This is a genomic window from Pseudomonas sp. TREG-RG-20F-10-E-6-01 (genome assembly GCF_022662455.1).
Taxonomy (GTDB): Bacteria; Pseudomonadota; Gammaproteobacteria; order Pseudomonadales; family Pseudomonadaceae; genus Aquipseudomonas.
Genome location: NZ_JAKNQP010000004.1, coordinates 423,770 through 449,266 on the forward strand (window position 1 = coordinate 423,770; position 25,497 = coordinate 449,266).

At 61.1% G+C, this 25,497-nt stretch carries 19 protein-coding genes and 1 pseudogene; 15 read left to right on the forward strand and 5 right to left on the reverse strand.

Annotated elements, in window-relative coordinates:
• Window positions 1-10: 10 nt before the first annotated feature.
• Complete coding sequence (locus L8K08_RS15935) at window positions 11-1,276, forward strand: carbohydrate porin (protein WP_242198543.1); 1,266 nt, start codon at window positions 11-13, stop codon at window positions 1,274-1,276.
• Between the two features lie 45 nt (window positions 1,277-1,321).
• On the opposite strand, the gene L8K08_RS15940 is transcribed toward L8K08_RS15935, so the two are convergent.
• Window positions 1,322-1,918: a DUF1629 domain-containing protein gene (locus L8K08_RS15940; protein ID WP_242198545.1), complete on the reverse strand. Its 597-nt coding sequence runs from the start codon at window positions 1,916-1,918 to the stop codon at window positions 1,322-1,324.
• A 31-nt stretch (window positions 1,919-1,949) separates the two neighbouring features.
• Window positions 1,950-3,128 carry a XylR family transcriptional regulator gene (locus L8K08_RS15945; protein ID WP_145164819.1) on the reverse strand — a complete coding sequence of 393 codons (1,179 nt, stop codon included), beginning with the start codon at window positions 3,126-3,128 and terminating at the stop codon, window positions 1,950-1,952.
• Between the two features lie 140 nt (window positions 3,129-3,268).
• Here L8K08_RS15945 and xylA point away from each other — a divergent pair.
• The 4 genes and pseudogenes from xylA to L8K08_RS15965 all read left to right on the forward strand — a co-directional run bounded on the left by xylA (window position 3,269) and on the right by L8K08_RS15965 (window position 8,505).
• Window positions 3,269-4,586 (forward strand): annotated as a pseudogene (gene xylA / locus L8K08_RS15950) (xylose isomerase).
• A gap of 230 nt (window positions 4,587-4,816) precedes the next feature.
• Window positions 4,817-5,818, forward strand: coding sequence for a D-xylose ABC transporter substrate-binding protein (xylF, locus tag L8K08_RS15955; RefSeq protein ID WP_145164815.1), 1,002 nt, complete (start codon window positions 4,817-4,819; stop codon window positions 5,816-5,818).
• Window positions 5,819-5,823: 5 nt separating this feature from the next.
• Window positions 5,824-7,368 (forward strand): D-xylose ABC transporter ATP-binding protein, encoded by a 1,545-nt coding sequence (xylG, locus tag L8K08_RS15960; RefSeq protein WP_242198547.1) that lies wholly within the window; start codon window positions 5,824-5,826, stop codon window positions 7,366-7,368.
• On the forward strand, window positions 7,369-8,505 hold the full coding sequence (locus tag L8K08_RS15965; protein WP_242198549.1) for a sugar ABC transporter permease: 1,137 nt from the start codon (window positions 7,369-7,371) through the stop codon (window positions 8,503-8,505). It begins immediately after the preceding gene.
• Between the two features lie 51 nt (window positions 8,506-8,556).
• On the opposite strand, the gene L8K08_RS15970 is transcribed toward L8K08_RS15965, so the two are convergent.
• Both L8K08_RS15970 and L8K08_RS15975 read right to left on the reverse strand, forming a co-directional pair.
• On the reverse strand, window positions 8,557-9,804 hold the full coding sequence (locus tag L8K08_RS15970; RefSeq protein ID WP_242198551.1) for a glycoside hydrolase family 68 protein: 1,248 nt from the start codon (window positions 9,802-9,804) through the stop codon (window positions 8,557-8,559).
• 250 nt (window positions 9,805-10,054) lie between these two features.
• Complete coding sequence (locus L8K08_RS15975; RefSeq protein WP_145164807.1) at window positions 10,055-10,993, reverse strand: pectate lyase; 939 nt, start codon at window positions 10,991-10,993, stop codon at window positions 10,055-10,057.
• A 511-nt stretch (window positions 10,994-11,504) separates the two neighbouring features.
• Between L8K08_RS15975 and L8K08_RS15980 the strand changes: the two genes are divergently transcribed.
• Window positions 11,505-11,807, forward strand: a complete 303-nt coding sequence (locus L8K08_RS15980; RefSeq protein WP_145164805.1) for a hypothetical protein — start codon at window positions 11,505-11,507, stop codon at window positions 11,805-11,807.
• 216 nt (window positions 11,808-12,023) lie between these two features.
• Here L8K08_RS15980 and L8K08_RS15985 read toward each other — a convergent pair whose 3' ends face one another.
• A complete protein-coding gene (locus tag L8K08_RS15985; RefSeq protein ID WP_145164803.1) occupies window positions 12,024-13,520 on the reverse strand; it encodes a CoA-acylating methylmalonate-semialdehyde dehydrogenase in 1,497 nt (498 codons plus the stop codon).
• A gap of 109 nt (window positions 13,521-13,629) precedes the next feature.
• On the opposite strand from L8K08_RS15985, the gene L8K08_RS15990 reads away from it, so the two are divergent.
• The 9 genes from L8K08_RS15990 to L8K08_RS16030 all read left to right on the forward strand — a co-directional run bounded on the left by L8K08_RS15990 (window position 13,630) and on the right by L8K08_RS16030 (window position 25,456).
• The gene (locus tag L8K08_RS15990) at window positions 13,630-14,571 is read left to right on the forward strand and encodes a LysR family transcriptional regulator (RefSeq protein WP_242198553.1); all 942 of its coding nucleotides are present in this window, start codon (window positions 13,630-13,632) and stop codon (window positions 14,569-14,571) included.
• Window positions 14,572-14,978: 407 nt separating this feature from the next.
• Window positions 14,979-16,844 (forward strand): 3-dehydroquinate synthase, encoded by a 1,866-nt coding sequence (locus L8K08_RS15995; protein WP_242198555.1) that lies wholly within the window; start codon window positions 14,979-14,981, stop codon window positions 16,842-16,844.
• Between the two features lie 5 nt (window positions 16,845-16,849).
• Window positions 16,850-17,719, forward strand: a complete 870-nt coding sequence (locus tag L8K08_RS16000; protein ID WP_242198648.1) for a UbiA family prenyltransferase — start codon at window positions 16,850-16,852, stop codon at window positions 17,717-17,719.
• Window positions 17,716-18,399 carry an EboA domain-containing protein gene (locus L8K08_RS16005; protein ID WP_242198558.1) on the forward strand — a complete coding sequence of 228 codons (684 nt, stop codon included), beginning with the start codon at window positions 17,716-17,718 and terminating at the stop codon, window positions 18,397-18,399. Before L8K08_RS16000 ends, L8K08_RS16005 begins: the two co-directional genes overlap by 4 nt.
• Window positions 18,400-18,439: 40 nt before the next feature.
• Window positions 18,440-19,324: a TatD family hydrolase gene (locus L8K08_RS16010; RefSeq protein WP_145164796.1), complete on the forward strand. Its 885-nt coding sequence runs from the start codon at window positions 18,440-18,442 to the stop codon at window positions 19,322-19,324.
• Window positions 19,321-20,535: a metabolite traffic protein EboE gene (gene eboE / locus L8K08_RS16015; RefSeq protein WP_242198562.1), complete on the forward strand. Its 1,215-nt coding sequence runs from the start codon at window positions 19,321-19,323 to the stop codon at window positions 20,533-20,535. The genes L8K08_RS16010 and eboE overlap by 4 nt, the downstream gene beginning before the upstream one ends.
• Entirely contained in the window at window positions 20,525-21,970 is a 1,446-nt protein-coding gene (locus tag L8K08_RS16020; RefSeq protein WP_242198565.1) for a nucleotide pyrophosphatase/phosphodiesterase family protein, read from the forward strand. The genes eboE and L8K08_RS16020 overlap by 11 nt, the downstream gene beginning before the upstream one ends.
• Window positions 21,940-23,082: a hypothetical protein gene (locus L8K08_RS16025; protein ID WP_145164790.1), complete on the forward strand. Its 1,143-nt coding sequence runs from the start codon at window positions 21,940-21,942 to the stop codon at window positions 23,080-23,082. The genes L8K08_RS16020 and L8K08_RS16025 overlap by 31 nt, the downstream gene beginning before the upstream one ends.
• Window positions 23,083-23,092: 10 nt before the next feature.
• The gene (locus tag L8K08_RS16030) at window positions 23,093-25,456 is read left to right on the forward strand and encodes a hypothetical protein (RefSeq protein ID WP_242198568.1); all 2,364 of its coding nucleotides are present in this window, start codon (window positions 23,093-23,095) and stop codon (window positions 25,454-25,456) included.
• Window positions 25,457-25,497: the final 41 nt, after the last annotated feature.

Below are 25,497 nucleotides of genomic sequence, written 5' to 3' on the forward strand. Positions count from 1 at the left end.
AAAACCACGCATGACCCCCACTTCTCATCTGCCCCTTGGCCGCCTGGTGCTGGGCCTGGCCTTTGCTGCCGCCCTGCCCGTTCAAGCCGACGACACCACCCTGACCGGCGACTGGGGCGGCCTGCGCCGTGAACTCGACGAGCAAGGCATCCGCTTCACCGGCGACTACAGCGGCGAAACCGCCTACAACGCCGACGGCGGCCAACACCGTTCGGCGCGCTACTCGCAAAACATCAAGCTCGGCGTGCAGTTCGACCTGGGCAAGCTCTACGGTTTCAACAACGGCGACCGCATCCAACTGACCATCAACGACCGGCGCGGCAACAGCGCCTCCGAAGACCTGGTGGGCAACCGCCTGCCGATCCAGGAAAACTACGGCGGCCTCTACACCCGCCTCACCGAGTTGAGCTACGAACGCACGCTGTTCACCCCCGCGCTGAACGTCAAGCTGGGCTACATGGCCATGGGCAATGACCTCGGCGGCCTCGACAGCGGCATTTTGTGCAACTTCATGAACGCCGGTTTCTGTGGGCACCCGCTGAACATGTCCGGCGGCAGCGGCTGGACCAACTACCCGAATGCGCGCCTCGGCGCGCGGGTGAAATACGATTTCTCGCCATCCTGGCAACTGCGCGTGGCAGCATTCAATGTCGACCCGGACAGTAACGGCAATTCCAGCCGCGCCTGGCGCCTGGACCCCAAACGCACCACCGGCACGGTGGTACCGATCGAGCTGGTCTACAAACACGCGGGCCCGCTGCCGGGTGAATACAAGCTGGGTTACTACTACGACAGCTCCGACGTCAAACGCATCGGCAGCAACAAAGAAGTCAGCGGGCGCGGCGGTCACTACCTGCTGATCGACCAGGCCGTGTGGGCGTCCAGCACATCAGCCGGTCGCGTGCTGCACGCCTTCGGTCAATACTCGGCCGCCAGCGAGGCCGCCTCGCCGTTCAGCAAGTGGTATGGCGCGGGCGTGGTGCTGTACAAACCGTTCGAAGGCCGCCCGCGCGACACCGTCGCCCTGGGTTATGGCCGTGCGGTGCCGAACCCGCGCAGTCGGGATGTGCAGGAATTGGCGGCGTTCAACGCGGGCACCGACTACCCCAACCTGAACAATGCCGAGCAACTGATCGAACTCAGTTACGGCTACCAGGCCACGCCGTGGCTGACGTTGCGCCCGGATGTGCAATACATCATCGAGCCGGGGGCGTTTTCCGGTGAGAACATCGACAACGCGCTGGTAGTGGGTTTACAGGTGAAGGCCACTTTCTGACCGGATAAGGGCCGAGGCGCGAGCGCCAGCTGCGTCTCGCGCCTGTCAGGTCACAGTGGTTGTGTCACCATTTACCGAATCAAACGCCATCCCGACTACCCCTGCGCTCTCGAAGCGACGCTTCACTTCTTCGCTGACGATGATTGCACCCAGATAGTGCTTAAGCCTGAAAATAGCTCGGCCACCCACGTTTACCGGATCAATAACGAGCCTGGTAAAGCCGCGATAATCCCCCGCCCGGTCCGGCCGTACCGGATCATCCACGGCATACCGCTGATATTCCGAGCGTTGTTGATCAACGCACTCAATCTGCGTCTCGATGATCATCACGAAATAGTCCTGTTCAACGTGCGTGTTCGCGATGTGCACCGGCTCAAGTACGAGATGGTGATAAGGCTTATCCACCTCCGGCAAGCCCACTAATGCATCACGTGCTCTTCTGCTCAATACCGGAACACTGCCATAACCCGCCAGCGCGTAATCAACCTCAACCCCTTCGAACCTGACGTCGAGGGTGTACGTGCCAGGCTCCATGTAATTGGGCGGCGGATTACTGAAGTGCCAGTTATTAACGTGCCGTATGTCTCCAAGCACCCATTTGTGCGGCACTGAGTGATCCGGCCTGAGTAAGTAATACCGCATGTCCTTATCCTTTTCCCCGCGTCTGCCGACATTATGAAGCCGCTGTGTGCTGATACTCACGCGGCGTACACCCAAACTCCCGTCGAAACACGGTGTGCAGGTACTGCGCCGATTTGAAGCCGCAGCGCGCCGCGATGTCGGCAATCGCCAGGGTTTGGTTTTCCAGGCCCTTGGCGGCGGCTGCGAGTTTGAAGCGCAGGATCTCATCGTGCACGCTGCAGCCGCGCGCCTTGCGAAAGTGTGATTCGAGGGAAGAGCGCGAAACGCCAACATAGGCCGCCACTTGGGCGGTCTTGATGCCCTGGCAAGCGTACTGGCGGATAAACAACAGCGCCTGCATCACGTACGGGTTACCCAACGGTTGATGCAAGCTGGACGCCTGCACATTGATCGCATCCGGCGGCACCAGAATCTGTGTGCCCGCGCAGGGTTTGCCGTGCAGCATCTGGTGCAGCAGCGCCGCAGCCGTGCGGCCCATGGTCTCGGTGCCCTGGATGACTGAACTCAACGGCACGCGCGTCAGCGTGCGAGTCAGCGGGTCATTGTCGATGCCGATCAATGCGACTTCTTCGGGCACGGCAATGCCGGCAGTGAGGCAGGCTTGCAGCAACTGCCGTGCGCGGGCGTCGGTGACGGCAATGATGCCGATGGGCTTGGGCAAACTGTGCAGCCAGGCAATCTGCTGTTCCACGGCGCTGTCCCACAACGGTGCGCTGGTGCCTAGACCGCGGTAGACCTCCACGTGCAGGCCATCGCGTTGCAACAGACGGCGGAAGGCTTTCTCACGCTCCTGGGCCCAGCGATTGGCCTGGGCTTCCGGCAGGCTGAAACAGGCAAAACGGCGCAGGCCTGCTTCGATCAAATGCTCATACGCCAGCTTCATCAACGCACGGTTGTCGGTGGCGACATAGGGAATGCCCTTCGGGTAGGCACGCGCATCCTGATAGGAGCCGCCCACCGCCACCACCGGCAGCTTGATGTCGGCCAGCGCCTCGCCGATCAGCGGGTCGTCAAAGTCGGCGATGATGCCGTCGCCCTGCCAGCGTTCGATGCCCTTGAGGCGACACAGAAAGTCCTCTTCAAGAAACAGGTCCCAGGACACGCGCGTGCTGCTCAGGTAATTGCCGATGCCGGTGATGATGCCCCGGTCGTAGATCTTGCTGCCATTGAACAGCAAGGCGATGCGGTGAACAGGCGGTAGGGTTTTCATTGTTTTTATCCTTAAAGCCGGTCGCCACAGCCTAGACCTCTCTAGTCAAAATCGCACCATGGCTTGGTGATTTTCATAATCGGCAGTCCCGATGCCGTTGCTAGTATCGAGTCACCGCCAAGAACAATAAGGAAATCGCCATGCCGTACTTCCCCGGTGTCGAGAAGGTTCGCTTCGAAGGCCCCAGCAGCGACTCTGCCCTCGCCTTTCGCCACTATGACGCCAACAAAATCATCCTCGGCAAACCCATGCGCGAGCACCTGCGCATGGCAGCCTGTTATTGGCACACCTTCGTGTGGCCAGGGGGCGGATATGTTTGGTGTAGGCACCTTCAAACGCCCCTGGCAGCGCACCGGCGACCCGATGGAACTGGCCATCGGCAAGGCGGAAGCGGCGTTCGAGTTTTTCTCCAAACTGGGCATCGACTACTACAGCTTTCACGACACCGACGTCGCACCCGAAGGCACCTCGATCAAGGCGTACCGCAACCATTTTGCGCAAATGGTCGACCACCTGGAGCGCCACCAGGAACAGACCGGCATCAAATTGCTGTGGGGCACCGCCAACTGCTTCAGCAACCCGCGCTTTGCCGCCGGCGCTGCCAGCAACCCGGACCCGGAGGTGTTCGCCTACGCCGCCGCGCAGGTGTTCAGCGCGATGAACGCCACGCTGCGGCTCAAGGGTGCCAACTATGTGCTGTGGGGCGGCCGCGAGGGCTACGAAACCCTGCTCAATACTGACCTCAAACGCGAGCGCGAACAGCTCGGACGCTTTATGCGCATGGTGGTGGAGCACAAGCACAAGATCGGCTTTACGGGCGACCTGTTGATTGAGCCCAAGCCCCAGGAGCCGACCAAACACCAATACGATTACGACAGCGCCACGGTGTTCGGTTTCCTGCATGAGTACGGCCTGGAACACGAGATCAAAGTGAATATCGAGGCCAACCACGCGACTCTTGCTGGTCACAGTTTTCATCATGAGATCGCCACCGCCGTGTCCCTCGGGATTTTCGGCAGTATCGACGCCAACCGCGGCGACCCGCAGAACGGCTGGGACACCGACCAGTTCCCCAATAGCGTCGAGGAGATGACCCTGGCCACCTACGAAATCCTCAAGGCCGGCGGGTTCAAGAACGGCGGCTACAACTTCGATTCCAAAGTCCGCCGCCAGAGCCTGGACGATATCGACCTGTTCCACGGCCACGTCGCCGCCATGGATGTGCTGGCCCTGGCGCTGGAGCGCGCAGCGGCAATGGTGCAGAACGACCGGCTGCAGCAGTTCAAGGACCAGCGTTATGCCGGTTGGAACCAGCCATTGGGCCGGGCGGTATTGGCCGGTGAGTTCAGCCTGGAGTCGCTGGCCGAGCACGCCTTTGCACACGAGCTGAACCCGCAGGCCGTGAGTGGCCGGCAGGAGATGCTTGAAGGCGTGGTCAATCGGTTTATCTATACCTGACAGGGTGTCTGCCTGTGGCGAACGGGCTTGTTGTGGCGAGCGGGCTTGCCCCGCGTTGGGGCGCGAAGCGGCCCTGAAACCTGACACCGCGGTATTTCAGGTAGAGCGGGTCGCCTGGAATGGGACTGCTGCGCCGCCCAACGCGGGGCAAGCCCGCTCGCCACAACTACACTGTTCGCCTACAGTCGTCACACCGTGTCTTTCCAACAACAATAAAAGGACGCACCACCATGAAGTCATTTAAACGCACCTTGCTCGCCACTGCTCTGGCCCTGCTCGCCCTGCCGGTGATGGCCGATTCCGCCCATCCAAAAATCGGTTTCTCCATTGACGATTTGCGCCTGGAACGCTGGTCCCGTGACCGTGATTACTTCGTCGCCGCGGCCGAAAAACTCGACGCCAAGGTCTTCGTACAGTCGGCGGATGCCAATGAACAGAAGCAAATCTCGCAGATCGAAAACCTCATCTCCCGAGGCGTCGATGTGATCGTTATCGTGCCGTTCAACGCCACCGTGCTGACCAACGCCGTCGCCGAAGCCAAGAAGGCCGGCATCAAGGTGGTGTCCTATGACCGCCTGATTCTCAATGCCGATATCGACGCCTACATCTCCTTCGATAATGAAAAAGTCGGCGAGATGCAAGCCAACGGCGTGCTGCAGGCGGCGCCCAAGGGCAACTACTTCCTGCTCGGCGGCGCGCCCACCGACAACAACGCCAAGGTGCTGCGCGAGGGCCAGATGAAAGTGCTGCAACCGGCCATCGACAAGGGCGACATCAAGATTGTCGGCCAGCAGTGGGTCAAGGAATGGAACCCCACCGAAGCCCTGAGCATCGTCGAAAACGCCCTGACCCGAAACGACAACAAGATCGACGCCATCGTCGCCTCCAACGACGCCACCGCCGGCGGTGCGATCCAGGCCTTGGCCGCGCAGAAACTCGCGGGCAAAGTGCCGATTTCCGGGCAAGACGCCGACCTCGCTGCCGTCAAGCGCGTGATCGACGGCACCCAGACCATGACCGTGTACAAGCCGCTCAAACTGATCGCCTCAGAAGCGGCGAAACTCTCGGTGCAACTGGCGCGCAATGAGAAACCCACCTACAGCTCGCAATACGACAACGGCAGCAAGAAGGTCGACACCATCCTGCTCACGCCTACGCCGTTGACCAAGGCCAATATCGATCTGCTGGAGAAAGACGGGTTCTATACCCAAGAGCAGATTGCCGGGCAGTGACCGCCATGGCCGACTACTTGCTGCAAATGAACGGCATCGTCAAAACCTTTGGCGGTGTCAAGGCGCTGAACGGCATCGACATCAGGGTACGGCCGGGGGAATGTGTCGGCCTGTGCGGTGAAAACGGTGCGGGCAAATCCACCTTGATGAAGGTGCTGTCGGCGGTTTACCCGTATGGCACCTGGGACGGTGAAATCCTCTGGGATGGGCAGCCACTCAAGGCCCAGTCGATCAGCGAAACCGAGGCCGCGGGCATCGTCATCATCCACCAGGAGCTGACGCTGGTGCCGGACCTGTCGGTGGCCGAAAACATCTTTATGGGCCACGAACTGACCCTGCCCGGCGGGCGCATGAACTACCCGGCGATGATTCATCGTGCGCAGGCACTGATGCGTGAACTCAAGGTGCCGGACATGAACGTGGCGCTGCCGGTTTCACAGTACGGCGGCGGCTACCAGCAACTGGTGGAAATCGCCAAGGCCCTGAACAAACAGGCGCGCCTGTTGATCCTCGACGAGCCCTCTTCGGCCCTGACCCGCTCGGAAATCGACGTGCTGCTGGACATCATCCGTGACCTCAAAGCCAAGGGCGTGGCCTGCGTGTATATCTCGCACAAGCTCGATGAAGTGGCAGCGGTGTGCGACACCATCGCGGTGATCCGCGATGGCAAACACATCGCTACCACCGCCATGGCCGACATGGATATCCCGCAGATCATCACCCAGATGGTAGGCCGCGAGATGAGCAACCTCTACCCCACCGAGCCTCACGAGGTCGGCGAGGTGATTTTCGAAGCGCGTAACGTGACCTGCTATGACGTGGACAACCCCAAGCGCAAACGCGTCGACGATATTTCCTTTGTGCTCAGGCGCGGGGAAATCCTCGGCATTGCCGGGCTGGTGGGGGCTGGGCGCACGGAGCTGGTGTCGGCGCTGTTCGGCGCGTACCCCGGCCGCTACCGCTGCGAAGTGTGGCTCGATGGCCAGGTGATCGACACGCGCACACCGCTCAAATCGATCCGCGCCGGGCTGTGCATGGTGCCCGAAGACCGCAAGCGCCAAGGCATCATTCCCGACCTGGGTGTGGGCCAGAACATCACCCTGGCAGTGCTCGATAGCTATGCGCACCTGACCCGCATCGACGCCGAGGCCGAACTGGGCAGCATCGACCAGCAAATCGCGCGTATGCACCTCAAGACCGCCAGCCCGTTTTTGCCGATCACCAGCCTGTCCGGGGGCAATCAGCAAAAGGCCGTGCTGGCAAAAATGCTGATGACCAAGCCCAAGGTGCTGATCCTCGACGAGCCTACGCGTGGGGTGGACGTGGGCGCCAAGTATGAGATCTACACACTGATGTGCGCGCTGGCGGCCGAAGGCGTGGCGATCATCATGGTTTCCTCGGAGCTGGCCGAGGTGCTGGGGGTTTCCAACCGCGTGCTGGTGATCGGCGACGGGCAGTTGCGCGGTGATTTCATCAACCAGGGCCTCACCCAGGAACAGGTGCTCGCCGCCGCGCTCAGCCATAACAATAATGATCGGAAGACCGCGTAGATGAACCACGTCAAACAGCTGTTTACCCGCTACAAAATGCTCGCCCTGGTGATTGCCGTAGCGGTTATCTGGCTGTTTTTCAGCTGGCAGACCGAGGGCGGTTTCGTGACGCCACGCAACCTCTCCAACTTGCTGCGGCAGATGTCGATAACTGGCATCCTGGCGTGCGGCATGGTGCTGGTGATCATCAGCGGCGAGATCGATTTGTCGGTGGGTTCACTGCTCGGATTGCTGGGCGGGCTCGCGGCGATTCTGGATGTGGTCTATCACATCCCGCTGCTGGCCAACCTCAGCCTGGTGGCACTTTGCGGCCTGATGCTCGGGCTGGCCAACGGTTACATGACCGCCTACCTGCGCATCCCGTCGTTTATCGTCGGCCTGGGCGGCAGGCTCGCGTTTCGCGGGATTCTGCTGGGGATTACCGGCGGCACCACCATCGCGCCGGTGTCGCCGTCGCTGGTGTATGTGGGCCAGGGGTATTTGCCGCACAGCGTGGGTATCGGCCTTGGGATTTTGCTGTTCGCTCTAACCCTGTTCCTCACTTGGAAACAACGGCGTAACCGCGCCCTGCACAGCCTGGCTGCGCACTCCCTGATGCGTGATGGGCTGCGCGTGGCGGTGATTGGCGCGGTACTCGCCGGGTTCGTCACCACCCTCAACAGCTACGACGGCATCCCGGTTCCGGTGCTGTTGTTGCTGGTGCTGCTCGGCGTATTCAGCTACGTCACCAGCCAGACCGTGTTCGGCCGCCGCGTGTATGCGGTGGGCAGCAACATGGAAGCCACGCGGCTGTCGGGCATCAACGTGCAGGCGGTGAAGCTGTGGATCTTCGGCATCATGGGCGTGATGTGCGCCCTCGCCGGCCTGGTCAATACCGCGCGCCTCGCGGCGGGTTCACCGTCGGCGGGCAACATGGGCGAACTGGATGCCATCGCCGCGTGCTTTATCGGCGGCACCTCCATGCGCGGTGGCTCGGGCACGGTGTATGGCGCGTTGCTCGGCGCGCTGGTGATTACCAGCCTGGATAACGGCATGTCGATGCTGGATGTGGACAGTTACTGGCAGATGATCGTAAAGGGCAGCATTCTGGTGCTGGCGGTGTGGGTGGATGTGAGTACGCGGGCCGGGCGGCGCTGAATCACAGCCATAAAAAAAGCCACTCGAATGAGTGGCTTCTTTTTGGCCGGTCTAGCTCAGCACAACATCACGCATTGCCGGGATGTAACCGTAATCGTAGGCCTCCTGCACAAACGAACGGTCCCCCTTCAATACAATCCTCACGGTGGGCGCCTCGGTGCCGCCGATACGGTAGTCATCGCCGGTGGTGGGCACGCTGTCGATAAACGACGTCACCAGGCCATTGGGCATCACGCAATGCGAATAGGTTTGGAAAGGTTGCGACGGTGGGTTGCCAAGTACCAGCCCCGAGCCATTCATCGGCGTGTAGGGACCAAACAGATGATCGCCAACAAACCCGTAGACGCCATCCGGCCCGGTCACACCGTCCGCGTAGGTGAACTTGTGGCTGATGGTGAACAGGTAGTACTTGTTGTCCTGGAACACATAATGCGGGCGTTCGGTTTGATCGTTCACGCCCACCGCCGTCACCAGTGGCGGCAGGATTTCCCATTCGTCACCGTTGAGGTCCTTGGCCACGGCAATGCCAATGCAACCGACCTGATACCGCGCACCGCCGACGTCTTCATGGCCAGGTGGCACCAGGCCGAGTTCATCCGGGCCTACTTCGTGAGTACCGCGCTCGCCCGCGACATTGCCTTCAAACACCATGTACAACTTGCCGTCGTTGGGGTCGATAAACGGGCTGGGGTCGCGAAAGTTCCACGTCGCATTCTGCGCTTCGGTCTGGTAATACGTGCCATCCGCCTCGAACAGCGACTTGACGTCAGTGAAGCCCTCAAGCGTAACGCCGCTGTCCGACGTGACGACCCGGCCCCTGACCTTGGCAATCGTGGCCCCCGGCGTTACGCAGGTGTAATACAGGTCGATATCGCCGTGGTTGTTGAGCAGGATCGGCGTACCTGCCCATTCACGGGTGGTCGGCGAAACGCCTTCGGCCATCACGCGGCCACCGAAGATCCAGTCCTTGCCGGTGCGCGAGTACCAGTAGCACATGCGCGCATGGCCGTGGCGGTCTTCCCAATCACGCTTGATATCGTAACGGCCATCGGCATTGATAAATTGTGGATCATGCGGGCGACGGTCTGCGGTCAACGTGAAGATAACCGACCAACCATTAACCGATACCACCGTGCCATCCAGTTCACGCAATGGCATGGTGTCCCAAATAAACACGGTGTCACTCATGACAGGGAAGTCAGGACTCACTAACGGCTGTGTAGTCGTCGGGTCATTTTCATTAACTTTTAGCGCATCGGCCCGAGTCCAACGAGTGGGTGTGTGATTCGCAGGTTTCATGATGATGTCCTTTTACTGACGCTTTAGTGACAAGCGAAGATTAAATAACACTGACAGCCGGCAACTGCATTGCGACTGAAAAGAGCGAGCCGTAGTTGGCTCTATATGTGCGAAACAAGGTTTAACATGAAGCCTATTGATGACAACATTAAGAATTATTTAAGTCACAAGTGCCACCACTGTATTTATATCCTTGATATAAATACAGTGGCACGCTTCATAAATGATCGATCAATAGACAGTGAGCTACTCAGCTACCAAACACCAGCGCTACCGCCTGAGCCCCAGCATTCTTTTGCGTGAAATCCTTGGCCTGCGCTGCGGTTTTCAAGGTGTAGTTATAGTTGGAACGCGCTGTCCACTGGGCGTTAGGCGACTTCTGGTTGGTGATGCTGGGCACACTGTTGGTGTCGGTAAAAGTACCAGTGCCTTTATCGTCCAACATGCCGTTATTCTGGCTGCCCTCGCCGAAGTAATTACTTTCAGAAAGGATATTGGCGTTCTGCGCCAGGGTAAAACCCAGGTGAAAGTTATTCACGTAGTTGTTATACACGTGAAAATAACCGTAACGCATCAAACCCGGCGCGCGCACTTCCATGTTGTCGAAGCGGTTATGGCACAGCGTAAGACGCGGGTAACCATTGAAAGCTGCGTTGTTGTCATCGGCTGGGTGGCCGAAGATCAAGCCGTATTTGTGGTTACCAAAAAAGCAGTTGCTGATGGTGGCGTAGTCGGCCTTTTCGCCGATATACACCAGTTTATCTTCACTGCCGTCCGTGGTGGACCAGGTGTGGCCGACAAAAGAGCAATGGTCGATCCAGTATTTACTGCCGTAGTTCAGGTACACCTGGATATCGTCATTGGCCTTAATACTTGCCGAATGCTTGAAGATAATGTTTTGCAGAATAATATTCTGCGACTGCGCCGTGGCACGCAGGTGGATGTTCTCCAGCGTACGGTTCTGGAAGGAGCCGATCAGGGTCTTGTTGGCGCCCATGTTCACTTTGGTCAGGCTCGACGCCGAGATATTGCTGTTGATCACCAGCACCCGCGGGGTGGTGTCGCCAATATTGGCCTTGAGTTGGTCCAGTGTGGTGATACTGACCACCTGGCCCGCCCAGCCACCAGTGACTTTTGCCGCAAGGGCGAAACCGGTCAAGCCGATGAGCTTGCTTTCTGGATACGACATGAGTTCCCTCTCTTTCATAAATAGCGGCTCGACAGTGCGAGCCCGTGATTCAAGTTAATCCGTTAACTTGCACACAGTGTTCGGCATGGCTGGTAATGCCGGGTTTGGCTGATCAGCGCCTAAACACTGTGTTTATATACAGTAGTGGACATTCAGTACGCGGTCAACCCACGAGCACCACCAATGAGTAGGAAATAGCTTTTTTTCTGGTTTTTAAAAGGCCAGCAAGGCGCGTCGCTTTTAATCGCAGGACGTTTCCTAGACAATCCCCGCCGCCTTGTGCCTGTTGGAATCGGTGGCTAGTCTGCGGTCCGTCGCTGCATTTTAGCGACCGGGTTTAGCAGCCTGACTTCAATAGGCACACGGTTCACTTCTGCTTTTATGGTGGCTGTGCGTGGGGCACCTTCGGGTGCGCTGGTTTTCCTATTGACCGGTCTGCTAACCCGCGTACAGCTGCCACCCTCGTTTAGCAGCGTTGGCGGTAGCTTCCTTGTTCAATAGGAGTTACACCATGAATAAAGTCGTCCCCGACCCACCCCTCAGTTCAGCCAAGGCCCGCGCCGCATTCAACCGCGCCATCGACCATTACCTGCCTGCCCAGGGTGTTCCCATCGAAGACTTGAGCTTCGAAGACGCCCTGCTCTACACCGCGAGCCTGCTCGACAGCGCGTCGGCCACCACCCTCAATTGCAGCGAGCTGCTGCCAAACCCCGAGCGGGCGAAGATTCTGGCGGTGTGGCATTTGCTGGAGATGGCCAGGACGACGGTGGATCGCTCCATTGAGTGCCTGAACCCGACAAAAACCACGGCCTGAATAAACGCGGTCAAAAAAATGTGGGAGCTGGCTTGCCAGCTCCCACAGAAAAGCAGAGCACCACGGGGCTGGCAGTTGAACTCGGTCAAATTGTGGGAGCGGGCTTGCTCGCGAATGCGTTGGGTCAGTGACACATGAGCTGGCTGGCACACCGCCTTCGCGAGCAAGCCCGCTCCCACAGTAGATTTCCCTCAGTTGATCTGCGGTGTTATCGAACTATTTGGACACCGGCATCGCAAACTCCGCACCCTGCTCGATGCTCTCCGACCAGCGCTGCATGATCGATTTCTGCTTGGTGTAGAAGCGCACGCCTTCAGTGCCGTAGGCATGCATGTCACCGAACAGGCTCTTCTTCCAGCCACCAAAGCCGTGCCAGGCCATCGGCACCGGAATCGGCACGTTGATGCCGACCATGCCCACTTCGATACGCCGTGCAAACTCGCGAGCAATGTTGCCGTCGCGGGTAAAGCAGCTCACGCCGTTGCCGAACTCGTGGTCGTTGACCAGCTTGATCGCCTCGCCGAAGTCATTCACGCGCACGCAGGCCAGCACCGGGCCGAAGATTTCTTCGCGGTAGATGCTCATGTCTTTCGTCACGTGGTCGAACAAGGTGGCGCCGAGCCAGAAGCCGTTTTCCAGGCCCGGTTCGGTGGGCACGTAGTCACGGCCATCGAGCAGCAGTTGCGCGCCGGCCTGCACGCCTTGTTCGATGTAGCCGCTGATGCGTTCCAGTGCAGCACGCGACACGATCGGGCCCATCTCGGCTTTCAAATCGCGGCCGTCGGTGATGCGCAATGTCTTCGCGCGCTCGGTCAAGGCAGCGATGACTTTATCGCCCACATCACCCACCAGCACCGCCACGGAAATCGCCATGCAGCGCTCGCCGGCACTGCCGTAGGCGGCGCCCATCAACGCGTCGACGGTTTTTTCGATGTCCGCATCGGGCATCACCACCATGTGGTTTTTCGCGCCGCCCAGGCCTTGCACGCGCTTGCCGTTGCGCGCGCCGGTCTCGTAGATGTATTGCGCAATCGGCGTGGAGCCGACAAAGCTCACGGCCTTGACGTCCGGGTGTTCGAGCAGGGCATCCACCGCTTCCTTGTCGCCCTGCACCACGTTGAACACGCCGTTGGGCAGGCCGGCTTCGCGCAGCAACTCAGCCATGAACAGCGACGCGCTCGGGTCGGTCGGGCTGGGCTTGAGGATGAAGGTGTTGCCCGCCGCGATGGCGATCGGGTACATCCACATCGGCACCATCACCGGGAAATTGAATGGCGTCACGCCGGCCACCACGCCCAAAGGCTGACGCATCGTCCAGTTGTCCATGCCACGCGACACCTGGTCGGAATGTTCGCCCTTGAGCAGGTTGGGAATGCCGCACGCGAACTCGAGGATGTCGATGCCCCGGTCGACTTCGCCCTGGGCGTCGGTGAACACCTTGCCGTGTTCGGCGACGATGATGCGCGCCAGGTCGTCTTTGCGTTCACGCAGCAGGTGCAGGTATTGGAATAGTACGCGGGCACGGCGGATCGGCGGGGTGTCGGCCCAACCGGCGAAGGCGGCCTGGGCAGCGGCGACGGCCTCGCCCACGGTCTGGCGGCTGGCCAAGGCCACGCGAGCGGTCACCTCACCGGTGGCCGGGTTGTAGACGTCCTGATAGCGATCATCGCGGGAAACGCGCTGGTCGTTGATGTAATGCTCGATGGTGCGCATGGCAGTTGATCCCAGGTCGGTAACGTTGGAGCCCACGATAGGCTTTCAGTTTGTTCCGAACCAGAGCAGAATCCAGAACTTATTGTCCTCATAGGCGAACAATAGAATCATGGAAAAGGCTGAGATCGAAGGGCTGTGGACCCACATTCATTGGCTGTCGGTGCTTGAGGAGCAAGGCACCTACACCGCCGCCGCCGCGCGCCTGGGGGTGAGCAAGTCCGCCGTCAGCCAGCGCATTTCAGACCTGGAGAAAGCCACCGGCACCCGGCTGGTCACCCGCACCACGCGCAGCGTGCGGCTGACCGATGCGGGCCTGTCACTGACCCGCGAAGTGCGCAGCGCCTATGCGCACATCGCGCGTAGTTTCTCGTCGGTGCGCGACGCTGCCGGGGAGATTCGCGGCCTGGTGCGCCTCACCGCGCCGGTGGCGTTTGCCCGCCAGCAGCTGGTGCCGCACCTGTCCGAGTTCCTGCAGCTTTACCCGCAGGTGCGCATCCAGCTGGACGTCTCGGATGCCTTGAGTTCGCTGGCGGCCGAAGGCTACGACCTGGCGGTACGGCACGGCTTCCAGGTGCCGGAAACCCATGTGGCGTGGAAGCTGTGCGACACCGGCTCGGTGCTGGTCGCCACGCGCGAGTATCTGCAACAGCACGGCGAACCGCGCGAACCAGGCGACCTCACCGCGCATAACTGCCTGTACTACCCGCGGGGCACCGACCAGCCAGCATGGACGTTTGAACGCGGCGGCAAACAGGTTGAACGGGTGACCGTGCCGATCTCTGGGAGTTTTTCGACCAATAACAGTGAAGCGCTGCGCGACTCGGCGGTGAACCACCTGGGCATCGCCCTGCTCCCGGATTTCAGCGCGCAGGCCGCACTGGCCAATGGCAAGTTGGTGCAGGTGCTCAAGGGCTGGACGCTTAAGGGCGCGTTTGCCGATGAGATATACCTGATTCGACCGTACTCGCCCCATGTACCTAAATCGGTCAGTACGTTAGTTGGCTATCTAAAGGATAAGTTGTCCGGCGGTTTTCGGTTCATGGGTAAGTAACACACTTATGCAGACGACTTAAGCGGAACCATTCTCGACAAGCACTTAGTGCCGAACGACTTATAGCCAGCGGCAATAATCTAAATAACCAACGTTAAGACCTTGTATTGAACTTGTTACTTGCCAACGCCTGCAACAACGGGTTCTTGACGCTTTAAAAAAAGCCATACAACTAATTGTAAAACCTAGATAAATATTGCTGTATAAACCTCGCCAACCTGCCGGCTTTAAACTCCTTGCGGCGCAAACTTGCAAAAAAACCACAACCGGCTACGTTCATGAATACCGTGAAAGCCATCAGCCATTACGCACATAACCAGCCCGACGGGCGAGGAACTCTATTGCTCTGAAAACAGCGCTTAACACTGACACGGAACTTAGTCTTAACTCTCAAAAGGGATGCTTTGATGAAGCGCAGCCGGTGGTACCGTGCGTTCTCGAAAAAGGGGCCAGCCGAACATTTTTGGCTGTCGTTGATGGGCTTTGCTGTGCTGGTGATCGCCAGCTTCCTGTTGTTTGAACAACAGATCCAGGACTTCCTGATTCACCTCAACCTGTACCAACCTTCGACGCCTGCCCAGGCATTCAACCTGGCACTGCTGTTGCTCGCCCTGCTCGCCCTCGATGTGGTGTTGCCGGTGCCGTCAAGCCTGGTGGCGTTGCTGGCGGTGGCCATGCTCGGCAGCCTTGGCGGTTACCTGGTGATTTTCATTGGGCTGTGCCTGGGCGCCGGGTTGGGCTATGCGCTTGGCGCCGGCTATTTGCGCTTGCTGTCCGGCCGCCTTGGCTTGCCTCAGCGCCAGCCTGGGCAGTTGGCGTATCGGCTGGGCACGTTGTCGCTGATTTGCCTGCGCGGCGTGCCGGTGCTGGCGGAAACCTCGGTGGTGGCCGCCGGCATGCAACGCTACCCGCTGCGCGCATTCTTGCTGATCACCACCCTGGCCAATGCCGGACTGGCACTGGCTTACACCGCCATCGGCACGTTGCTGATCGAGCAGAACTCGCTGCTGGTCACCCTCCTCGCCAGCATGGTGTTGCCGCTGGCGTTTATGGCCGGTTACAGCCTGCTCAAACGCAAACCCGATGGGCAGCAGCCGCTGCGCGGACGGTTCGAGGTCAGTTACGACTACCCGGTGATGTTCACCGATCACGTGTTTGATCCGCTCAACCCGTGCCTGCACCGCGCGCTCGTCACCCAGCACGAGGCGCCGGTGACGGTGATGGTGTTCGCCGATGCGCAACTGCTGCACAGCGCCCCGCAATTGCTGGCGCAAATCGACGCCTATTTCGCCGCCCATGCAGACCTGCATTTGCAAACCGCCCCCATCGCCGTGCCGGCGGGTGAACTGAGCAAAACCTCACGCGTGCTGGAGCAGCTCTACACCGACATGCTGCAACATGGCCTGGACCGGCATTGCTACGTGCTGGCCCTGGGCGGCGGCGCGGTCCTGGATGCGGTGGGCTACGCCTGCGCCACCTTCCACCGCGGCATTCGCCTGATCCGTATCCCCAGCACGGTGCTGGCCCAGAACGACGCCGGCATCGGCGTGAAAAACGGCATCAATGCCTTCGGCCAGAAGAACCTGCTGGGTGCCTTCTACCCTGCCACGGCGGTGATCAACGACTTCCAACTGCTCACCAGCCTCACCCGCCGCGACCAGATCGCCGGGCTGGCCGAAGCGGTCAAGGTGGCGCTGATCAAGGACCAGGCGTTCTTCGCGTGGATGGAGCAACACGCCGATGCCCTCGCCCGTTTTGATCACCCGGCCAGCCGCCATGCGATTCGCCGCTGCGCCGAGCTGCACCTGGCGCACATCACCGGCGCCGGCGACCCGTTCGAACGCGGCAACGGCCGGCCGCTGGATTACGGCCACTGGGCCGCGCACAAACTGGAAAACCTCAGCCACCACCGGCTTCGCCATGGCGAAGCGGTCGCGGTGGGCATGGCGTTGGATGGGCTGTATGCGAATGCCTTGGGGTTGTTGAGCGATACCGACACTGAGCGTGTGATGAGCCTGCTGCGCAAGCTGGGCTTCAACCTGTGCCCGCCGGAGCTGGCCTTGAAAGATGCGCAGGGTCGCTCGCCGCTGTTGCTGGGCCTGGAGGAGTTCCGCCAGCACCTGGGCGGGCAACTGTCGATCCCCATGCTCAACCGCATCGGCCAGTCGGTGGACCTGCATGAAATCGACAGCGCGACGATGGAGGTCGCGCTGCAACGCTTGTCGACCGCAAGCGAAGCAGCGCTGACGCTGGGCGAGGGTTACGCACAATGAGCCCGATGAAAACCTGGATGACCCTGGGCCGCGTCTCCAACCTGCCCACGGTATGGACCAACACCCTCGCTGCGGCCCTGCTCGCCAGCAGCGCCGGCGCCCTGGCACCGCCGTCGTCGCTGGTGTGGGGGTTGCTGCTGATCACGCTGTCGCTGCTGTACCTGGCCGGCATGCTGTTGAACGACTGGCTTGACGCCGACTGGGATCGGCAACACCACAACCCGCGCCCGATCACCCTGGGTTTGGCCAGCCGGCAACAAGTCGGCCTGGCCACGGTGCTGCTGCTGATACTCGCCGCCGCAGCGGTACTGGGCCTGAGCCGCTTGATCGACAAGCCGCATTGGTTGCTTGGCAGCGTGGTGCTGTTGGTGGGCTGCATCGTCGGCTACAACCTGCTGCACAAGAAATACGCCCACAGCGTGTGGCTGATGGGCGCCTGTCGCTCGGCGCTGTACCTCACGGCAGCGGCCAGCCTGGCGGTGCCGCCGGAGCCGATCTGGCTGTGCGCGATGCTGCTCGGCGTGTACATCAGCGGCCTGACTTACCTGGCGCGCCAGGAGCATCGCAACCAGCTGATCAGCCGCTTGCCATTGCTGCTGATGCTCAGCCCGCTGGCCCTGGCGTTCTACTCCAACACGCTGTGGTTCTGGCCGGTGTTGCTGCTGTGGCTCGGCTGGCTGGGTTGGCATTACTGGAAACACCTGGCCAACCCGCAACAACGCCAGGTGCGTGCCTTTATCGGCGCTGGCCTGGCCGCCCTGCCGCTGTTCGACGCGCTGGTGCTGGCGGTGGCCAACCAACCGTTGGGCAGCCTGTTGTGTGTGCTGGTGTTTTTCCTGCTTCCCCACTTTCAGCGTTGGATCAAGCCGACATGAACATGCGCCAGGATGGCCTCGCCGCACACCTACAAGCCCTGACCCAGCAACTGAACGCCGCCGAACTGGATTGGTGGCAGCAGGCGCAGGCGCAGCTTGCCCAGCAACCCAGCGCCACCCTGGCGGCGTTGTTGAGCGGCCAATGCAAGCGTCTGCTGCCCGCGCCGGCCGTTGAGTTGGCACGTGCACTGGTGGCGGCCAAGGCACTCGAACACACCCCGGCCACCGAGCAGGTGCCGTTGCTGCGTCAGCTGTTCCTGTGGGGTGACGATCAGGAAAAAATCGCCCTGCTGCGTGCCCTCGACTGGCTCGACAGCGACGGCCTTTGCGTGGCGCTCGCCCTGCAGGCCGGGCGCACCAGCAACCCGCAGGTATTTGCCGCCCTTGCCCTCGACACGGCTTACCCGTCACGCCATTACCCGGAGCGCGCCTTTCACCAGTTGGTACTCAAAGCGCTCGGCATGGGCCTCGACGTCGGGCGCTTGATGGGCCTCACGCAGCGCCAGGGCGTCACGCTCAACCAGCTGGCCCTCGACCTGCTCGACGAACAGCTCGCGGCCGAGCGAACCGTGTCCGCCGGGCTGCCCACCGTCATCGCCTTTGACCTGCTCAGCCCGGCGCAACACCAGCGCCTGCGAAGCCTGAACCTGCCGCCGCAATGGCGCGCCTGCCTGAACTGACACCGCACAACGCCGCCCCTGCCCTTGACGAGGATTCACCATGCTCAAGTACTTCGATCCGCATATTCATATGGTCAGCCGCACCACCGACGACTACCAGAACATGGCCGCCGCCGGCATCACCGGCGTGATCGAACCGGCGTTCTGGCAGGGCCAGGCGCGCACCAGTGTCGGCAGTTTTGTCGACTACTTTGACACGCTGCTGGGCTGGGAACGCTTTCGCGCGAGCATGTTTGGCATTCATCATTTCTGCACCATCGGCCTGAACCCCAAAGAAGCGAATGACCTGTCGATCGCCAATGAAGTGCTGCAGATTCTGCCGCGCTACCTGGTCAAGGACGGCGTGGTGGCAGTGGGCGAAATCGGCTACGACGACATCACGCCGGAAGAGGACCGTTTTCTCGCTGCGCAGCTGGAGTTGGCCAAGCAATTCAACCTGCCGGTGCTGGTGCACACGCCGCACCGCGACAAGATCGGCGGCACCAAACGCACCCTCGCGGTGATCCGTGAAGTAGGCATCGCCGAGCACCTGGTGATCATCGACCACCTCAACGAACTGACCTTGCCGCTGGTGCTTGACAGCGAGTGCTGGCGCGGCCATTCCATCTACCCCAACACCAAGATGTCGGAGCAGCGCATGGTCGCGCTGCTCAAGGAGTACGGCACCGAAAAAATGGTGGTCAACAGCGCTGCCGACTGGGGCATCAGCGACCCACTCAAAGTGCCCAAGACCGGCCAGGCGATGTTGGCCGCAGGCTTCAGCGAAGCCCAGGTGGAACAGGTGCTGTTCCATAACCCGGTGGACTTTTTTGCCCAAAGTGGCCAGCTCGACAAGGCGCTGGTGAGCACGCCACTGCCCATCGACCAGCGCAAGCAATGGCAGGAAAACTCGGCCCTGCGCGGCCAGGAACCGGTGGTCAAATGAGTGCCGGCAGCGGCTGGACGGCCGCCCAACTCGGGTATTGCAGCAATGTGCACCCGACCCGCGACCTGGCCGGGTTACGTGCCTCGATCAAGCAGCACTTTGAAGGCGTGCGCAGTTTGCGCGGGCTGCGGCAACAGGACAGCGGCCTGTGGATTTGCGCTCATGCGGCGGCGCAGCTGCAGCAGGAATCGGCGCGCGTGTCGTTCCTGGCATTGCTCACGCAAAGCGGCTTGCGCCTGACCTCGCTGAACGGTTTTCCCTATGGCGAATTTCATCAGGGCGCCGTCAAAGCCGATGTCTACCTGCCCAATTGGGCCGACCCGCAACGCCTGGCCTACAGCCTGGACCTGGCGCGCATTCTCGCCGATGCCTTGCCAAACGACTGCCGCCACGGCGTGATTTCCACGGTACCGCTGGGCTATGCCGCCACCTGGACGCCGGCATTGCAGGCGCGCGCCGATGAGCATCTGAGCCAACTCACCGCCGCACTCGCCCACCTGCATTGGCAAACCGGCAAGAAAGTCGTGTTCTGCCTGGAAATGGAACCGGACTGCGTGCTGGAAAACACCGAGCAGGCCATCGCGTTTTTCCAGCGCCGGCAAGCCATGGACCCCAACCATGCCTACTTGGCGTTGTGCTTCGATGTGTGCCACCAGGCGGTGATGTTCGAAGACTGCTACCAGTCGCTGGAACGGCTGCGCGCGGCCGGGGTGCCGGTGGGCAAGGTCCAGCTGTCCAACGCGATGATTTGCCGCTTGCCATCGGACGATGCCAGCCGGCGCGAACACGTGCTCAAGACCCTGAGCACCTTCGCCGAACTCACCTACTTGCACCAGGTGAAAGCGCTCACGCCCCAGGGCCATCGAGTGGCCTGGCCAGACCTGCCGGCCGCCCTGAATGACTGCGCCGGGTTCGACGAACTGCGCATCCACTTCCACATCCCGCTGTTCAGCGATCACCTGTTGTTGCCCGAACTCAGCGGCAGCCAGGTTGCCCTGGCGCAGACCTTCGATTACCTGGCGGCGCATACCGATTTTCGCCCGGTGCTGGAGGTGGAAACCTACAGCTGGGGCGTGCTGCCCGTCGAATTGCGGCCCGCAACCGAGGCCGCTCAACTGGCCGGCATCGCCGCCGAACTGCGCTGGGTCGAAGAGCAACTGCGCCAGCGCAACCTGTTGCATGTGCGGGAGGCCTGCGCCGATGCCCTCTGAACAACCGCTGCTGCTGATCAATGTGGTCGGGCTGACGCCCTCGCTGCTGGGCGAAGCGACGCCGCACATCAACACCCTGCTCAAGACCGCCAAGATGGCCAACCTGCAACCGGTGTTCCCCGCCGTGACCTCGACGGTGCAGGCCTCGATCCTCACCGGCGCACCGCCGTCGCAGCACGGGATTGTCGGCAATGGCTGGTACTTTCGCGATCAGGCCGAGGTGCGTTTCTGGCTGCAACCCAACGCGCTGATCCAGGGCGAAAAGGTCTGGCACACGCTCAAGCGCGAGCTGCCGGGCTTTCGCTGCAGCCAGTTGTTCTGGTGGTACAACATGTACGCCGACGTAGACGCCGCCATCACCCCGCGCCCGCATTACCCGGCCGATGGGCGCAAACAGTTCGGGTTGTATTCGTCACCGCCCGGCCTGCATGAGCAGATCGAGGCGCAGATTGGCGAGTTCCCTTTCCATGGCTTCTGGGGGCCGGCAGCGGGCATTGCATCAAGCCGCTGGATCGTCGATTGCGCGATGGCCGAGTTCCAGATCAATCGCCCTCACCTGCAATTGATCTACTTGCCTCACCTCGACTACAGCTTGCAGCGCGTGGGGCCTGAGCACCCCTCGATTGCCGATGAAGTGCGCGCCATCGACGCCGAGGTGGGGCGCCTGCTGGCCTTCGCCGAGACGCAGGGGGCGGCGGTGATGGTGCTGTCCGAGTACGGCATCGAAGCGGTCGAGCAGTCGGTGTCGATCAACCGCGTGCTGCGCGCCGAAGGCCTATTGCAGGTGCGCCAATCCTTGAGTTGGGAATTGCTCGACCCGGGCGCCAGCGCGGCGTTTGCGGTGGCCGATCATCAGGTTGCGCACATCTACGTGAAGCAGGCACAGGACATTGCGCGGATCAAAGCCTTGCTGCAGCGCCAGCCCGGTATCGAGCAAGTGCTCGATAAAGCCGAGCAACGCACCTGGCAGCTCGATCACCCGCGCAGCGGCGAGCTGGTGGCCGTGGCCGCCGCGGGGTACTGGTTCGATTACTACTACTGGCTGGATGAGCGCAAGGCGCCGGACTTTGCGCGCACCGTGGACATCCACCGCAAGCCTGGCTACGACCCGGTCGAGCTGTTCATCGACCCGGCGATTCGCTTCCCCAAACTGAAAATGGCGCGCCGCCTGCTGCAAAAAAAGCTCGGCTTTCGCTACTACATGGACCTGATCCCGCTGGACACCACGCTGGTGCGTGGCAGCCACGGCCGCCTGCCCAGCAGCGCACAGACCGGCCCATTGCTGATCACCAATTGCGATCTGGCGTTACCGCAGCAGCTTGCGGCGACGGCAGTCAAGCAACTGCTCCTGGAACATTTCCTGGGGCGCCCACACCTCGAACTGGCCAATGCCAAGGAGCTTCCATGCGGCGAGCCTTATCTATCACTGTCCTGAGTGCACTGGCCGGATTGGCCCAGGCCCAAGGCGCAAGCACGGCCTTCGACTGCACGAATTTTCTGCAGTTTGGCGGCAACCTCGACAAGACGCGAGCCACCTTCACCCAGAGCCCCGAGACCCTGGCCTGGAACTGGTTTGTCTGCCTCAACCAACCGGCTGCGGCACAAAGCCCTGATCGGGCCTGGGAAACCATGAAGCCTTCAGACCAGGTTTACCTGGCCAATGGCACGCAACCCCTGCCCTACGCCCAGCGCACACCCGTGCCCGCTGCGGTGCTGACGCAAGCCCAGGCGATGGGCATGAACGTCAATCGTCTGTTTCACAACCTCAACGCCACGCAACAGGTGGACGGGCTGATCCTGGAAATGGGCGGCCAGGTGCCGCAAGCCCAGCAAGGCCAGGCGGTGCGGTTTCAGCTGCTGATGGGCCCGGACACCTTCAACTACATCGTGCAGCAGAAGGTTTACAACGTGAATGGCCAGGCCGCCTTGACCAGCGACCTCAACTTTCCCTCCACGGCCTGGGAGCTGAAGGCCGCCTGGCTGTGGATCGGCAACAACCCCACCTACCAGCAGCAACTGGCCAACGATGGCTACTACATCGCCCAGACCTACTACCAGCAAGGCAGTGAGTACGTGGTCGGCTATGCCGCGTTGAGCGGCTTGCATGTGATCAACAAGTTGAACCCCGACTGGGTGTGGACCACCTTCGAAAACCGCAACAACAGCAAGTACACCGTGACCAACGCGATCCCGCCCACGCCGATGACCAACAGCACCGGGCCGACCCCGGCGGCGCAGCCGGTCAATACGAGTTTTCAGGCAAGCAACCCCACGCTGGCGCAATACGAGTTGATCGGCGTGCAATCCAATACCACGCCCACGCTGCTCGCCAACTCCCAATTGGAATCGGCGTTCCAGAACCAGTCGTCGTGTTTCGCCTGCCACGGCACCGCCGCGTATTCGCCGACCAAGGGCTACTTCAATTTCGCCCTCAAACAAGACGGCGGCATCGTTTACCCAACCGCCGCACTGCCGGCTTCCGACTTTGTCGGGTATCACAAACTGGACTTTGTCTGGTCGCTCAAACGCGCCCAGTGGCAACGCTAAGGAGCCTCACATGAGCGTATTGAATTTCCCGCGTATCTACCTGGGCGGCCATATGTTCTGGAACCCGCCGACCGCCAACAACAACGACATGTACCCGCTTTACGATGCGGTAAAAATGCAGATGAACTGGCGGTTCCTGGAAGCCTTCAAGATCACGCCGCTGAACGCCGCCAGCCAATTGCTGCCGTGGACCATCGCACCACTGGCGCCGGCCGCCGTGCCGGACTACGTGATGCAGGTGCCGGGCAATGCCGGGCAGTTGGCATCCCCCATGATTCCCGGCGAGTGGAACCTGTTCGGCGATAACGCCTGCGGCACCGTGAGCTACAACCAGACCCAGTCGGTGATCACCGGCGGCGAGTTGCCCGACGGTGGTTACGTCAGCCAGGACCCGCTGATCAATCAAAGTTATCAGCTGCTCGGCAATCCGTTTGGCGGCGCGCCGACGTCGCCGGCGCGTTTTGTCGACGTGAGCCCGTGGCAGAACACTTTCACCGCGCTGTACTTCGACAAACTGGTGCTGGGCAATGCGCAATGCGGCCTGACGCTCAACCGCGAGCACCGCATGCTGGACCGTTTCCTCAACTTCAACTGGGCCAACCTCGGCGGCCTGGCGTACGTGACCACCACCTGGCAGACCTGCTTCCCGAAAGAAAACCTGACGTGGGTGATCGGCAACTCGGCCTTGCTGCAAAACCTGCAGGCGCAGATGGCGCAACAACAGGCCAAGGGGCTGATGTTCCGCTTTACCACCTACCTGACCTGCTACGACAAGAACGGCATCTTCAACAACTATCCCCCCATCAACACCCACAGCGCCACGCCCGAAGCCCAGGCCAAGGTACAGGCCATGTATCAACAGGCGCTGGATAACGTCGGGGATATTTTCTTCAACCCGGCCTATAGCCGTACCGTGGGCAGCCTGGGGTTGTGGTTTGAGGATGAATTTCCCACCGCGCCGGCAGGCAGGCGCCTGGTGCCGGCCGCCAAGGTGGCGATCTACAAAACCTCACCGGGCACCACCAGCCAGGTTCAACTGGGCGTGATCTCGGCCCAGGCCCATGGCAATACCTTGTCGCTGGACCTGGGCAACGCCTTTCCGTTCTACCCCATCGACAGCAAAGCCGACATTCCGGTCGCGGCCAAGTACCAGGCCGGCAACTACCAGATCGGTATCCGCCAAGGCGCGCAATTCAGCCCATTGGCCAGCTTTGGCTATGACGATTACCAGCAATTGGCGTTCGACAAGCGCGCCGGCATCCTCGACCTGCCGATCACCGTCGAGGCCCAGGCGCAGCTGCAATCCGGCACGCTGGAACTGCAACAGCAAGGCAACACGCCGGTCATCGCCGCGACCCAGCAACTGTGGACCGCCGAGGTGGTAGAGAGCGCCAGCTTTATCGACGTGGGCGACACCAAGACGTTGCAGGTGATGGTGCAATACGACGGCCAGCCCGCTCCGGCCGGCACCACGTTGTGGGTGGCCGAATACGGCAATGCCTACATGCTGTGCACCACCGATTACTACCTGGCGTTCAGTAACGCAGCGGACTTTTCGCTGTTCAACAACGACCCGCAGAACCCGGCCAACAACAGCCCCTGCCTGCCGCAATTTGTCGGTGCGAAGACCCTGGCCGGCCAGATCACCGAAGGCACGGGCCGCCAGCTCATGGCAACCCGGCTGGCGGTGCCCGCCGATCAAACCGTGCCGGTGACCTACCAGCAATTCCTGCCGACGCCCGCCGCTGTCGCCCTGAGCCCGACGCTGACGTTCGCCAACCCGATCACCCTGCAACGCACGTTGCAAGACCCGCTGAACAGCCCGGTGCAATTTAGCCTGACCAAGATCCAGACCGACGCCAATGGCATCGCCAACCTGACGGTCACGGCCCAGGCGCCGGGCTTTCCGACCTTGCGTTTCTTTGTCCAGGAAGGCCAGCAGGAACCGGAGATTCCTTTCAGCTTTCCGCTCAACCAGGCCTTTACCGATTTTCTCGCGCCGCTGCGTGTGCTGCCGCTGGAACCGCAGATGCAGCAGGATTTCGTCAACGCGTGGAACCTGATTTATCAGCGTGAAAATGCCGGCCAGCTGATATGGGAGACCTTCATCTACCCGTTCATCCTGCAGCCGTTCTATTACCTCTACCCGATCATGAGCAAGTACATGCCGCTCAACAACCTGACGCGCATCGAGGGCGCCGTCGACCAACTGATCGTGTTGATCAGCAAGGCGTATCAGGAGGAAAGCACGCTGGCGATGCCCATCACGCGGGACATGCCGCAAAGCCGTCGCGCCGTGCTGGAACTGTGGGCGCAGGCGTTGGTGAAGCGTAACTATCCACCCGTCCCGCTGAGCATGAACGACTACGCGTAAGCCACGCACAGGACCACCGGGTGACGCCCCTGTCACCCGGT